The sequence below is a fragment of the Vibrio hyugaensis genome (genome assembly GCF_002906655.1).
GTDB lineage: Bacteria > Pseudomonadota > Gammaproteobacteria > Enterobacterales > Vibrionaceae > Vibrio > Vibrio hyugaensis.
The window spans coordinates 973625-987218 of the sequence record NZ_CP025794.1; the positions used below are offsets into that span (position 1 = coordinate 973625).

The following is a 13594-nucleotide window of genomic DNA, read 5'->3' on the forward strand; positions in this document are numbered from 1 at the left end:
CGAGTTAGTTCACCTCAGTAAACTGGTCGATCAGGCGACGCTCACGTGGGTCACGTTGTGCATTCTTCACACGATCACTCTCACCTTGGATTACACGCTCGTGAAGCAGTGGAATCACAGCGTATTGTTCAAGGATTTTGCTTTCTGCTTCGATGATCGCTTGTTGGCGTTTCTCACCCAATGGCTGACGATCAGCGTGTTTCAATGCAGCATCCACTTCTTCAGAGCAGAACTGACCTAGGTTGTAAGAACCTTTACAGCTAAAGTCACTTTGCATGTACGCCACTGGGTCACCAGAATCCAGCACTGTTGCACGTGACAACAAGAACGCATCGAACTTACCTGCTAGTGCATCGTTTTCGATTTGTGCATATTCACGAACGTCTAGCTCAACCACAAAGCCAGCCGCTTCAAGTTGTTGCTTTAGCAGCACCGCTACTTCTGGCAACTCAGCACGGTCGGTAAATGTACCGATGGTGATCTTCTCACCATTCGCGTGGCGCATTTCCATGGTTTCCATACGAGGGTTCGCGTCACGAATTGGTTGAGCCCATGCCAATGCAGGACCTAACAAACCTTTCGCTGAGTCGGCGTGGTTCTCGTAAACCGTTTTGATGATTTGCTCACGGTTAACCGCTTGAGCTGCTGCTTTACGCAAACCGAACTGGCTAAACACATCTGATTTGTTGTTTAGGTAAAGCGTGTTGGTACGTGGCATTGCGACTTCGTGCAGCTGTGAAGATTCCATCATCGCGATTTGCGATACAGGAACCGCTTCAACTACATCCGCCTCACCGGTACGCAGCGCTGCAGCACGAGCAAAACCGTTTGGTACGTATTCAGCAAAGATACTGTCTACTTTTGCTTTTTCACCCCAGTAACCGTCAAAACGCTTCAGTTTTGCGCTGGTTGTCCCGTTGATTTCTGTCAGAACGAATGGACCCGTACCCGCATTGATTGGCACAACACGACCGTTTTCTTGATATGCAGCACCAGAAAGGATCGCTAGCTGTGGGCTAGAAAGACGGCTTGGCAACAGTGGATCGTTAAAGGTCGTTTTGATTTCAACAGTGAAGTCGTCCAATGCGCGAACTTGCCATTCGATACCGTCCAAGATGCGTGGTTTAGGTGCGGCATCTAATGCTTTTTGCAGAGAGTTCACGACCGCGTTGGCATCAAGCTCAGAACCATCGTGGAATTTCACGCCTTTACGTACCTTAAATTGCCACGTCATCGGGTCAACTTGTTCCCACTCTGTTGCCAGCATAGGCTCTGCTACCGACTGATCGTTTAGGTTCACCAGCGTTTCTGCCGTGCTCCAACGTGACAGTTTGAACGCGTCATCTGAAAGTGGCGACAAACCTGTGCGTGGTGGTTGCATCATGGCAACGCGAATTTCCGTTGCTTGCGGTGCCGCTGCTTTTTCCGCTTCTGGCTTGCTTTCGCCAGAGTCAAAACAACCCGTCAGCAGTGCGCTTAAAGCCAGCGACAAAGCTAACTTGGGAGTACTAAGGTGCATAAGAAACCTCTCCAATGGTTTTTGTGAATTCATTACTTTTGTGTTGAGCGCTCATCAAGGCTCTCGTGATCAAGTGTGATGGGTTATTTGTCACGTTCTGTGCTGTGCCGTGCTCGACAACGCGTCCTTTGTCTAACACTAGGATTTCATCGCATAGGGTTTGTGCCGCATCGAGGTCATGTGTCACCAAAATCAGGCGCATCTGACGACTCTTTTGAATGCCTGCCAACAATTCGAGAATCTGTTTACGACTGACGGGGTCTAAGCTGCTGGTTGGCTCATCGGCAACCAACACACAAGGCTCGACAATCAAAGCTCTAGCGATAGCCACGCGTTGGGCTTGCCCAACTGATAATTGCTGCGGGTTACGATCCAACAATGTGAGATCCAAACCGACATCCGCCAAGACCTTTTCCACCTTCTCGTTAAGCTCTTGCGTCAAACCAATGTTGCTTAGCGGCTCCAGTAAGATCTGGCGAACGGTGTAATACGGATTCAAGCTTGATTGCGGCTCTTGCGGAATCAGTTGAATGTGCTGACACAACTCTTGGCGCTGCTTAGCCGAGCTACGCGATAACGGATAACCACACACATACACTTCACCAGATGTGGTTTTACGAAGACCAAACAGAAGTTCAATCAAGGTCGATTTACCCGCGCCAGAAGGACCAACAATCGCAATGTTTTGTGTGTCGATAGCAAGATCCAATTGTTCGAGCGCTTTAAACGGTTTACCCCCCAACCAACTTGGTTTGGAGTAATAGTGCACACTGGCTTGCTCAAAGCGAACTTCCGCCGATTTAGGCTGCGTGTGCCCGCTCAAGTTGTGCTTAGTCAAAATAGGCTCCAGAGATGAGGTTAAGGCAGCAGTTGCGCAAGTTGTTGGCAAAAAGGATGCGAACTTTGCTGAATGGCTTGCCATGGTGATCCATATGCCACCATGGTGTTGTCCGCAATCACCAAGACTTTGTCACACGCCAAAGCCGCAGATAGATCATGCGTGATCAACAAGCCACTGATGTTACGTTGCTGAACACTGCTGCGGAACAACCCAAGGATCTCCGCTTCGGTGATTGGATCGAGCGCACTAGTGGGCTCATCAGCGATGATCAAGTTGGCGCTACCAAGCAACGCAATCGCAATACAAATACGCTGACGTTGACCACCAGATAGCTGGCTTGGATGCTGAGCCAATGCCGCTTTTGGGTCTGCAAATCCGAGTTGAGATAACAAGATCGTCACCGTTTCTCGGTTTGCTGAAGACAAGCGTGTTTTGTTGCCCGTCAATGCCAAACACAATTGTTGTTCGACAGAGGCCAATGGATTCAGCGCTTTAAGTGCATCTTGGAAAATGACTGCAGGACGCTGCGACTGACTACGTTGCAGCATGGCAGTTTGTGCGACTTCGCTGTTGTTAAGCTGGATACTTCCGTCTACCCAAATATCAGACGGCAAAAAACCTGCGACGGCTTTCGACAACATGGATTTACCAATGCCGGAAGGTCCCATAATGGCAAGAACTTCACCTTGAAACAGCTCAAAAGAAATGTCTTTGAAAAGTGTGCGTTCTGAGTCTGTAAGGCTGAGATTATCAACGGAGAGTATTGGTTGAGAAATCACGACATCAAACTAAATGTAACAATATAACATAACGATAGTATCACGCAGGTCTGAGCAAGAAAACAACTCAGAGGGGTTATTTCATCACCTTTTTCACGCTTTTATCAGCAAGGGCAGATGGCTCCGCCCTTGTGATATACCCAAGTGACTTCAAGATGCAGGATTCAGAGCGTTGTCATTGATTCGAGAGCAAGGAAAACAACGCAGCGTAATAGCCAGCTCTTTCCAAGTTGTTTGACACAGAAGTCGAGTCAATGACACGCTCCCAAAGGGCGAGTTGTCTTGGCTTGTATACTTTGTTGTCGATTCTTGATTTAGACCCACTAGACCTTTAAATCGCCGCCGCGTCTACAAACCAAGTCATTCTCGCTGAACCTAGCATCTCGAGGTTACTTGGGTATAGAGCATCTAAATAACCTAGTTTGTAAAATCGTGAATTACTGACACTTTTGTTTTACTTGATCGAGGAATGGGAACAAGAAGACAAAGCGCCCAACGTAGAACAAGGTGAATGCCAGCCACAAACCGTGATTGCCCCAATATTGCACCGCAATAAATTGAGTCACTAAGAACAACACCATGGTTAGGAAGGTAGAGTTACGTACTGGACGCGTGGTCCCTGTGCCGGTAAAGATGCCGTAAAACGTAAGGCCAAAACCAGCAACCAACGGGAATGCCAATAGCCAAGGGCTCATGTCCAAATACAGCTCAACAAGGTTTGGTAAGGTGGTAAATAACGTCACTACTTGGTGTTTGAACAGCACCAACAGCAAGGTCAATACAACAACGAACGCCGCGGTCCATTGCGTGTTTAGCTTAATCACGTTATCAAGCAATGTCGGATTCTTCTGCCCTACCGCTTTACCTGCAAAGACGCTCGACGCGTTCGCCACACCATCAAACATGTAGCTGACAATAAAGGTCACTTGCATCAAAATTGCGTTCGCAGCGAGCACATCAGAACCAAGCTGAGAGCCTACACGCGCCATCATGTTGAAGAACACCAACAGACTCACAGTACGAAGCAGCAGATCCATATTGGAAGACGCGATAACTTTGAGATCTTTACGCGTCATTTTCGCTGTTTGGATATAATCAAACAGTGGGAAACGACAGGTTTTCAACACCAGCACCGCACCAATAACAAACGTCGAGATTTGCGCGATAAGTGTCGCCACCGCAACGCCAGCAATGCCCATATCGAAGTACAATACAAATACGATATCCAGCACGATGTTCAGCACGTTACCAAACACTTGCGTGAACAAGGTTTCTTTGGCTTTCGCCTGCCCCATCAACCACCCAATCACGGTGTAGTTCAGCAGAACAAACGGCGCACCAAAGATCATGATATCGAAGTAAATCTTAGCGTTTTCTGCCACGACTGCGTCAGGGGAGATAATCAGCTCTGCTCCCATCCAAATCACGGACTGCAACGCAATGAAAATCAAGCCAAGGCAGAGTGAAAGCACGAAAGGACGGAATAAGCTGCTCGCTTGATCTTCTGGGCTATTTTTACCTAATGCGATTGCACTCTGCCCTGTGGTACTGACGCGGAAAAAGCCAAACAGCCAATACAAGGTATTCATGATGACGGTACCGATCGCCACACCACCAATCATCTCAGCCACACCGAGTTTACCGATCACCGCGGTGTCCACCGCCCCCAATAATGGCTGGGTCACAGTAGAAACGATGAAAGGAAATGCGATTTTAAAATAGTCTTTATGAGTCAGATTCATGATTTGAAAAAGTTGGTTAGAAAAGTGCAGAACAGCATAAATAAGCGGTTTAGGTCATCTTGCCACCGAACTGCATTCTATTTGTTTATTGGGCGCAAGTTAACCACAAAACGGGAAAAAGAATGAGAACTAAAATCAATAAAACACCAGAAATTCCGCTGTCATGACAACATACCTTTGTATTAACTACTCACTCTCTTCTTCTTTGTTGGAAACCAGCCTCTCTAAAATACAAAAGCCCCAACACTTGGTTGAGGCTTCATCATTTTTCAAGGCGTTTAGCAATTACGCCTTCTTCACAAACTGCGCGGTGACCATCATTTCGCCAGCGCCATCGACTTTGCAATCTAACTGATGATCTTTGCCGTCTATAATACGACGAATCACCGCCTTGGTACCGATCTTCAGTACCAGCGAACTGCCTTTTACTTTTAAGTCCTTCGCTAACGTGACCTTATCACCTTCTTGCAGCAAAGTGCCGTTGGCATCTTTCACGTTTACGGCATCTTCATCTGCCGCCTGAGTCGGGTTCCACTCGTAGGCACACTCTGGGCAAACAAGATGGTCTTGGTCTGGGTAAACGTATTCTGAGTGACAGTTTGGGCAAGAAGGTAGAGACATAAGTAATTACGAGCTAATGAATTTGCCGTTATAGTAAAGGGGATTGCTTACCTTATCGAGTAGATTTGTCAAAAACGCCCTCATCACATAGCCATCCCTCTGTGGAAAGGCATTTAAGATAAGGACGCATTTCTTCTTGATTAAAGCTCAGTGCCGTTGGACGCAATCACTCGCTTATACCAATGGAAAGACTTCTTCGGTGTTCGGTTTAGTGTGCCGTTGCCTAGGTTGTCTCTGTCCACATAGATAAAGCCATAGCGCTTACTCATCTCACCTGTCGATGCCGCAACCAAGTCGATACAACCCCACGGTGTAAAGCCCATCAGCGGAACACCATCGGTAATCGCATCGGCCATGGCTTCTACGTGTTGACGCAGATAATCAATGCGGTAATCGTCTTGTACTTCGCCATTTTCATCCGGTACATCTTTCGCACCCAAACCGTTTTCTACTAAGAACAGTGGCTTTTGGTAGCGATCATAAAGCGTATTCATGGTGATGCGCAGACCAAGCGGGTCAATCACCCACCCCCAATCGCTAGCAGGCAAGTGTGGGTTCCTAATTGACTTCACGACGTTGGCTTCACTAGTGTTATTGGCATTCATTTCTGCAGATGCACAGCGTGAGGCGTAGTAGCTGAATGAGATGAAATCAACGGTATGCTTCAGCGTCTCGTAATCTTCTTCATGAATCTCCAGCTTCACGCCTTTTTCATCAAACACTTTCTGCGCGTAAGATGGGTAGTAGCCACGAGACTGAACATCAATAAAGAATAAGTTCTCACGATCTTTCTGCATCGCTGTGAACACATCTTCCGGCTTGCAGCTGTATGGGTAGAAGTTACCCCCCGCGAGCATACAGCCAACTTGGTTCTCTGGATTGATCTCATGAGCAATCTTAGTCACCAAGGCGCTAGCAACAAGCTCATGGTGCGCGGCTTGGTATTTCACTTGGTCGCGGTTTTCACCCTCTTGGAACAACAAACCCGCACCTGAGAATGGGCTATGCAGAAGGATGTTGATTTCATTGAACGTCAGCCAGTATTTCACTAGCCCATCAAAAGCTTCGAAACAGGTTCTTGCGTAGCGTTCAAAAAAGCCAATCATCTTTCGGTTTCGCCAAGAACCATATTCGTTCACTAGATGCATTGGCACATCGAAATGGCACAGTGTGACAAGCGGCTCAATACCGTACTTGTGGCACTCTTCAAATACGCTGCGGTAGAAATCAATGCCTGCTTGGTTTGGCTCTAGTTCATCGCCTTTCGGGAAGATTCGGCTCCAAGCGATCGACATACGAAAGGTCTTAAATCCCATCTCTGCTAGAAGTGCGATGTCTTCTTTGTAACGGTGATAAAAGTCGATGGCTTGATGACTTGGGTAGAATTCTTCTTCACTCAATTTCACCGAATCGACAAGGCCGAGTTTGATTGGCATTCGGTTGTCACCATAAGGGATCATATCCACGGTCGTGAGCCCTTTGCCACCTTCTCGATAACCGCCCTCAGATTGGTTTGCTGCGATAGCCCCACCCCATAGGAAGTTTTCTGGGAACACAGATTTAGACATCTTATTTACCTCTTAACATAGAGCCACCAGCAAAGGCGGCTCTATCCATTATTCAAATCTTGGTTATGCGGAAGCTGGCTTTGCAGGCTCTAACACCGTTTCTTGTTCTTCGGCTTTTTCTTTATTTGCGACGTCTTTATTTACGACAGTCTCGCCTTCTTCGTCTTCATCGTTCGGGATGTCCTCAAAACCAAGGATTAAAGTCAGAGCGAAAGAAAGCACAATCGACAGAGCAATCAGACCAAATACCCACGCGATACTCATCGGGTCGTTCACATCAAAGAACTGCACACTGGTGAACAAGCTCGGCGCTGCCATTGAGTGACTCGCCAGTCCCGCCATGCCGGCCAGCGCACCCACGATGAAACCAGTGATCATGGTTGCGATAAGTGGTCGTTTCAGGCGAACAAGCACGCCGTAAAGTGCAGGCTCTGAGATACCCGCAAAAATAGCAGACGCCCCCGCCGCACTCGCGGTTTGTTTCAGTTCGCGGTTTTTAGTTTTCCATGCAACCGCAAGACAAGCGCCACCCATGCCGATGTTGGCACCAATTTCCGATGGCATAACCATGCCTTCACGGCCAGTTTCAGCAATGGTTTGGATGATGGTCGGTGTAAATACGCGGTGCATACCTGTCAGAACCAATAGTGGCCAAAGTGCGCCCATGATCGCAACCGACAACCAACCTAGAGTGCTGTGAATGGTGTAAACCAATGCTGAAAGCGCAGTACCAATCCAAATACCTAATGGACCAATCAAAACAATGGCTAGCGGTGCTGCAATCAATACGATCAGCATCGGTTTTAGGAAGTTCTTCGTCACTGCAGGTGTGATGCTATCAACCCAACGTTCGATGTAAGACAGCGCCCAAGTCATCACCAACACAGGAATAACGGTGTATGTGTATTTCACCGAAGTGATGGGAATGCTGAAGAAGTCAACGTGCTTGCCATCAGCCGCTTGCGCCATCAACTCCATGAAGTTCGGGTGAATCAACACGCCCGCAATCGCGATGGACAGTGACATGTTGGTTTTGAATTTAATTGAAGCAGACGCGGCAACCATAACGGGTAGGAAGAAGAACGCACCGTCGCCAATCGCATTGAGGATAATCAGTGTTGAAGAATCATCATCAAGCAAGCCTGTCATCTTAAGAACCATTGCCAACAGCTTCACCATTGAGCCACCGATGATCGCCGGAATCAGTGGCGACATGGTACCGACTAACGCATCAAGGATCTTAGCGCCAATCACTTTTGGAGTAAGTTTGACCTTTTTCTCTGGTTCACTCGATTCTGATGAAGAAAGGTTACACAGCGCCATCACTTCTTTGTACGCATAAGAGACGTTATTGCCAATGATGACCTGACACTTATCGCCATTGTGAACCACGCCCATCACACCTTTGATGCCCTTCAGTGCTTCTGCATCAATCTTACTTTCATCGCTTAATACAAAACGCAATCGCGTCATGCAGTGTGTTAGTGCCACTACGTTTTCTGCACCGCCCAGCTTCTCTAGTACTGAACGAGCAATGATGCCGTAATCTTTCGCCATCTTTCTCACTCCAATTATTATTCATCAACCTGTAGGGAGGTTGTTTTCTTGCTGCGAACCTTCAAATGAGAATCAACGAAATCGAACACAACAACCAAGTTACCGGTAACATGTTACTGGTAACTTTCGGTAAATAAACCGCGTATTCGGAGAACAAGTTCAAAGTGGGATAATGGCTGGAATCTACTGCAAGGTGAATGAAACAGCGAAATCTAAACATGATTCACGTTCTCAAAGACGTAAATCTGATCCGCTATTTCATTGATGAAGCTAATGATGTTGCATATGAACAAGAAACCATCATTCGTGAGGATTAAACAGATAAATGTGAGGAGGGTTCAAACGAGAACTAATGAAATGTCATTCGACTAACACGCAGCATCAAAGCAAGCAGCGCCAATATGGTCAAGCACAAATGGAGCCAATTAAAACGACTATCCATCCCCTCTTTCAGGGAAAGGATTACCTGTCGATTTTGTTCTAGATAAACCAACTTATAGGGCGCAGCAACATGTCTACCTGTTGCGAAAATCACACCAAACTTCACTTCTTGATTGAGCAGTCCGTCTACGGTGCCAGAATCGGTCAGTGCTTCAACAATCAATCCATTCGGGTGGATTTCTAGGTCGTAATAACTGCCAGATGAGACAATAAACCCTTCAGGCGGGACATCAAAAACCACCACACCACCTGATGCGCGCGTAACGGTCCCTTGATAGTACTTGACGTCTTCCTCGGTTGGCCCTGAGTTAACTTGATAGATGATTAAGCCAATAATAGAGAACAAGATTAACGCCACCAAGTAGAGATGCATTTTGGTGTAATTCGGGTTAAGGAAATGCATGAATGATAGGAGATAGTTCATTTCTTCTCCTAATCTTCATCCTGAATAGGTTTGAGTGGTGCAGCAAGCCAGTAAATAATCCAGCAGAACCATGACACAAACAACAATGCACAAACCCATAAAAACTTTTCAGGCCTTCCCGTTTGTCGAGAGGTTGTAATTATCATAAACGGCACGAACCAAGCAATTATGATAATTGCGGTCACTATTGCTCCAGGAATAACGCTCATCTCATTTCCTTACCGTGAACTTGCCAAAACCTTTAATCAAATAGTTGCCTATTAATAACGCAGATAACATGTCACTTTTCAATAAATAGAGCAAGTAACATTTATAAAACAGTAAGTTTGAGACAAAAGAAAAGCCAGAGTGAAAACTCTGGCTTTCCATCCTTATTGTTGATTGCTAGCTTTTCGCTTCTTCCAACTTACGCAAGTTCGTCATTTGCTCCATGACTTTATCGACCGAGAAACTAGGGATCTCTTGTCGTGGAGGGAACTCTTTAAATGACTTCAACATCTCAGCGACTTTCTGTTGAGCTGGAACCAACAAGAACACATGCTCAAATTGCCATTTCTTGTAGCCAAAGCCTTGATCGCCTTTCTCAAGTGGATCCACTTGAAGGTCGAAGATCATTGGTATACGCAAATTAGTCAGCTCTTTCGTCCAAACGTCCCAGCCTTCGTGTTCTTGGATCTTGAAGTGCATCTTGAATCGTTTATCACGCATAGCAAGCAGCTCACCATCATCAGACCAATAGAAGAACTCATCACGCGCTGATTTGTCTGTTTTACCCGTAATAAAATCAACTTGGTTGTAGCCATCAAGGTGGTTTTTATATGTCTGATCAGCAGAAGACGACTTATACCCTTTTAGCAAGTCTTGCTTGATGGTGTCATTACCTGCAATGGATAGTAGCGTTGGGAACCAGTCTTCACTCGCGAACATGTCGTTCAGCTTGGTGTTTGGTTGAATATGACCAGGCCAACGAATCATTGCTGGTACTCGGAAGCCCCCTTCCCAACCGGTGTTCTTCTCTCCGCGGAATGGGCTAAATGCCGCATCTGGCCATGTCGCATTCATTGGGCCATTATCCGTGGTGTAAATCACAATGGTGTTATCCGCAATCTTCAACTCATCGAGCTTATCGAGCAAATCCCCCACCATGTTGTCGTGCTCAACCATGCCGTCTGCGTATTCGCCAAGCCCTGTTGTGCGGTGCTCCGCCTTCACGTGAGTGCTGATGTGCATGCGCGTCGCGTTGTACCACAAGAAGAATGGTTTATCGGCTTTGACCTGACGTTCCATAAAGTTCATCGCAGCATCAAGGGTCTCTTCATCGACCGTTTCCATACGTTTACGCGTTAGCGGCCCTGTATCTTCGATCTTGCCATCCGCATAAGAATGAATCACACCACGCGGACCAAAGTTCTTACGAAACTCGGGATCTTTCGGGTAGTCTGGATTCTCTGGTTCTTCCTCTGCATTTAGGTGGTACAGGTTCCCCATGAACTCATCAAAGCCATGATTTGTTGGCAACATGTCGTCTTTGTCGCCCAAGTGGTTTTTACCGAATTGCCCCGTGGCATAGCCCATGTCTTTTAAGGCTGTCGCCATGGTGATATCTTGCATTTGCATGCCTTGCGCCGCACCAGGTAGACCGACTTTAGTTAAACCAGTACGAGCTGGCATCTGACCTGTAATAAATGTACTGCGTCCTGCGGTACAAGATTGTTGTGCATAGTAAGTGGTAAATAAAGCGCCCTCTTGAGCAATACGGTCAATATTAGGCGTCTCGTACCCCAACATACCTTGGTTGTATGCAGAAATATTGCCGTAACCGACATCGTCCCCAAAAATAACCAGCATGTTTGGTTTAGAGGCCGCATGGGCTGCAACCGATGATGTGGCGGCCACCATCGCAAGCGTTAGTGTAGATTTATTTATCTTCATAATATTATTTCTATAATGGTTCTTGGTTGAGTGAATTAATGAGTAATTAAATAAAAAGGTGCGTATTCACTTTCTATAGAGCGCAAGAACATTATTTAATTAAGAAGAGTAAAGGTGGTTATATTTAAACAACCACCTTTATTGAATATACTGCGAAGGGTTAACTACGGCCTCTCAATTCAATTGGCTGAGATTCATCGACTTCACTTCGGGTCACTGAGCCACCAGCGCGTGAGTCATTTCGACCTTTGAGCGTCATTTCTGGTTGAACACGCTCATACTGCACTTGATTGCCTTCCGGCATCGTCATATCAATCGTACCAGTGTATGTGCCTTCACCCGCGACAGCTGCGTTGCCAAAACAAATTGCGAGACTTAGGATTATCAGTCTTTTCATAAATACCCTCTCTCTTAATCTTTTTCTAAAATATTTTACTTCTAATAATTTGAGAACGTTTCTACTCAAACTTCATTTTCATAGTAGTAGAGATAATAAAAAACAGACAAGGAAAGATGACCTTTCCAATTTGGATAGATATAAGAAAATACATTATTTAAAAACTAAAAGTTATATTGAATATAACTCTATTAATAATCCGTAACTGGTATAAAGAATGATAATAAGGAAAATACCACTCACAACGGGCTTGCTGAACGTATATTTAGAAGACGTCTTGAACATTAAATACCACAGCATAAACAAATACATAAGCAACTCGCTGCTTAACTTAAAAAGCAATGCGTTGTGATACATCCCATTTGTCCAAAACTCTTGAGGAGCGTTGGCAAAGTATCGACTCCATAAGACTTGATAGCCGATGATAATAAGCAGAAAGGCGAATCCTACGACTTTCCAAAAACTCGAAGTTGATTTACGCCGATGACTGCTCAGTTGCTTTTTACCATCCTGGTTCATGGCTTACTCGCCCAAATCCTTAGCAATAAAGTTCGTTTTAAAGGTAAACGCATATGGTGTGTCTCCGTTTTCACGCAGATGTTGTAACCTTTCTAAAGCTTCCTCTGGTGTGGGCTGATGATTGTCTTCAACCCACCACAGTACGTAGGTATCTTCTGCCAAGCGATGAAACCATTCCCCCTTACGACGCATGAAATCACGATGATGGGTTCGGAACATAAAGTTCTTCAGCGCATCCACGTTATCCCACACCGACATATTGACGATCATATTTGGGTCATCGAATAGCTTAATGCTGGTCGCATCACCGGATTCGTCTTTGAGTCGCCAAACAAAGCCTTCACTCTGTTCCGCTATGCCGTTCACCAAATCGAGATTATCGACGAAATCCTTTATCTCCGGTGCATCCAGCGGATACTTCGCTAAAGCAATATTCAATTAAGCAAGTTTCATTTCGTCCTCCTTTACCCTTATTACTGAGAATTACGACTCACTCAGTGATTTTAATCCCGCTTTCAAAGGCTCTACCGTTCCTTGGTTCAAATCCAAGATACAGACTGATTCTTTATCGACGGGCATTGTGTATATACATTGACCAGAATCATCATAAATTTGACTCCCTCCTAGCCCTCTCAAATTTGGGTTATTCAAGGAATGAGGCCAATTGCATTGCACGACGAAAGCACCCGATTCTTTTGCGATAAGAGATGCTCGCTCGTAGTAGCCCTGCGTTTGCTGCTCTAGCGAGTGTTGACCGATGTAACTAGGCCAAAGGATCAAATCGGCTTGGTTTTGTACCTTTGACAAAAACCATTCTACGTCATCGATCTCTCGACAAATGACGCTCGTTATTGACGATTGTGCCAAGTTAAGCAGTTCGCGTCCTTTTCCTCTATTAAAGAACTTGGCTTCACTTTCCGTTAGCCCGACCTTATTCCATTGCATCGCTATGCCACCATTAGCATCAATACATAGATAGCTGTTAAATATACGCTCGCCTTCCGTTAACGGCGCACCAATAAAAAGCATGATCTTGTAATCGAAAGCAAGCTTACATAGAACCTGAATAGCGTGACGAATAGTTTGTGGCTCCGATTCCTGTTTGATGTTGCGATGGAAACCGCTAAGGCTGAGTTCAGGGAAAACTAGGGCATCTAACGCCCTCATACTCTCAACATGAGAAACGATTGTTTTTAGATTTTCTCGGACCGTCCACCCCATCCGCATCTGAACTACACCAAGCTTCACTCTTAG

At 45.9% G+C, this 13594-nt stretch carries 13 protein-coding genes; all 13 read right to left on the reverse strand.

The window, feature by feature from the left end; all coding sequences use genetic code 11:
* Positions 1 to 4: 4 nt before the first annotated feature.
* The 13 genes from C1S74_RS05080 to C1S74_RS05145 all read right to left on the reverse strand — a co-directional run bounded on the left by C1S74_RS05080 (position 5) and on the right by C1S74_RS05145 (position 13588).
* Positions 5 to 1519 carry an ABC transporter substrate-binding protein gene (locus C1S74_RS05080; protein WP_045400754.1) on the reverse strand — a complete coding sequence of 505 codons (1515 nt, stop codon included), beginning with the start codon at positions 1517 to 1519 and terminating at the stop codon, positions 5 to 7.
* Entirely contained in the window at positions 1509 to 2357 is an 849-nt protein-coding gene (locus tag C1S74_RS05085) for an ABC transporter ATP-binding protein (RefSeq protein WP_045400752.1), read from the reverse strand. Before C1S74_RS05085 ends, C1S74_RS05080 begins: the two co-directional genes overlap by 11 nt.
* A 20-nt stretch (positions 2358 to 2377) precedes the next feature.
* Positions 2378 to 3139 carry an ATP-binding cassette domain-containing protein gene (locus tag C1S74_RS05090; protein WP_082039056.1) on the reverse strand — a complete coding sequence of 254 codons (762 nt, stop codon included), beginning with the start codon at positions 3137 to 3139 and terminating at the stop codon, positions 2378 to 2380.
* 437 nt (positions 3140 to 3576) lie between these two features.
* Positions 3577 to 4881 carry an MATE family efflux transporter gene (locus tag C1S74_RS05095; RefSeq protein WP_045400749.1) on the reverse strand — a complete coding sequence of 435 codons (1305 nt, stop codon included), beginning with the start codon at positions 4879 to 4881 and terminating at the stop codon, positions 3577 to 3579.
* A gap of 285 nt (positions 4882 to 5166) precedes the next feature.
* Positions 5167 to 5502: a zinc ribbon domain-containing protein YjdM gene (locus tag C1S74_RS05100; protein WP_045400747.1), complete on the reverse strand. Its 336-nt coding sequence runs from the start codon at positions 5500 to 5502 to the stop codon at positions 5167 to 5169.
* Positions 5503 to 5642: 140 nt separating this feature from the next.
* A complete protein-coding gene (locus C1S74_RS05105; RefSeq protein WP_045400744.1) occupies positions 5643 to 7070 on the reverse strand; it encodes a 6-phospho-beta-glucosidase in 1428 nt (475 codons plus the stop codon).
* 63 nt (positions 7071 to 7133) lie between these two features.
* Positions 7134 to 8627 (reverse strand): PTS cellobiose/arbutin/salicin transporter subunit IIBC, encoded by a 1494-nt coding sequence (ascF, locus tag C1S74_RS05110; protein WP_045400742.1) that lies wholly within the window; start codon positions 8625 to 8627, stop codon positions 7134 to 7136.
* Positions 8628 to 8976: 349 nt separating this feature from the next.
* A complete protein-coding gene (locus C1S74_RS05115; RefSeq protein ID WP_045400740.1) occupies positions 8977 to 9492 on the reverse strand; it encodes a hypothetical protein in 516 nt (171 codons plus the stop codon).
* Between the two features lie 8 nt (positions 9493 to 9500).
* Positions 9501 to 9701, reverse strand: coding sequence for a hypothetical protein (locus C1S74_RS05120; RefSeq protein ID WP_045400737.1), 201 nt, complete (start codon positions 9699 to 9701; stop codon positions 9501 to 9503).
* Between the two features lie 175 nt (positions 9702 to 9876).
* On the reverse strand, positions 9877 to 11424 hold the full coding sequence (locus tag C1S74_RS05125; protein ID WP_045400734.1) for an arylsulfatase: 1548 nt from the start codon (positions 11422 to 11424) through the stop codon (positions 9877 to 9879).
* 160 nt (positions 11425 to 11584) lie between these two features.
* Positions 11585 to 11821, reverse strand: a complete 237-nt coding sequence (locus tag C1S74_RS05130; protein ID WP_020195642.1) for a VPA0252 family protein — start codon at positions 11819 to 11821, stop codon at positions 11585 to 11587.
* 522 nt (positions 11822 to 12343) lie between these two features.
* On the reverse strand, positions 12344 to 12778 hold the full coding sequence (locus tag C1S74_RS05140; RefSeq protein ID WP_231578868.1) for a DUF3291 domain-containing protein: 435 nt from the start codon (positions 12776 to 12778) through the stop codon (positions 12344 to 12346).
* Positions 12779 to 12823: 45 nt separating this feature from the next.
* Complete coding sequence (locus tag C1S74_RS05145) at positions 12824 to 13588, reverse strand: carbon-nitrogen hydrolase family protein (protein ID WP_045400729.1); 765 nt, start codon at positions 13586 to 13588, stop codon at positions 12824 to 12826.
* Positions 13589 to 13594: the final 6 nt, after the last annotated feature.

What these genes read in the sequence shown, in the direction of transcription:
- C1S74_RS05095 (WP_045400749.1), bottom strand. Translation starts at nt 4,881, where the DNA reads ATGAATCTGACTCATAAAGACTATTTTAAAATCGCATTTCCTTTCATC.
- C1S74_RS05125 (WP_045400734.1), bottom strand. Translation starts at nt 11,424, where the DNA reads ATGAAGATAAATAAATCTACACTAACGCTTGCGATGGTGGCCGCCACA.
- C1S74_RS05100 (WP_045400747.1), bottom strand. Translation starts at nt 5,502, where the DNA reads ATGTCTCTACCTTCTTGCCCAAACTGTCACTCAGAATACGTTTACCCA.
- C1S74_RS05120 (WP_045400737.1), bottom strand. Translation starts at nt 9,701, where the DNA reads ATGAGCGTTATTCCTGGAGCAATAGTGACCGCAATTATCATAATTGCT.
- ascF (WP_045400742.1), bottom strand. Translation starts at nt 8,627, where the DNA reads ATGGCGAAAGATTACGGCATCATTGCTCGTTCAGTACTAGAGAAGCTG.
- C1S74_RS05105 (WP_045400744.1), bottom strand. Translation starts at nt 7,070, where the DNA reads ATGTCTAAATCTGTGTTCCCAGAAAACTTCCTATGGGGTGGGGCTATC.
- C1S74_RS05130 (WP_020195642.1), bottom strand. Translation starts at nt 11,821, where the DNA reads ATGAAAAGACTGATAATCCTAAGTCTCGCAATTTGTTTTGGCAACGCA.
- C1S74_RS05080 (WP_045400754.1), bottom strand. Translation starts at nt 1,519, where the DNA reads ATGCACCTTAGTACTCCCAAGTTAGCTTTGTCGCTGGCTTTAAGCGCA.
- C1S74_RS05115 (WP_045400740.1), bottom strand. Translation starts at nt 9,492, where the DNA reads ATGAACTATCTCCTATCATTCATGCATTTCCTTAACCCGAATTACACC.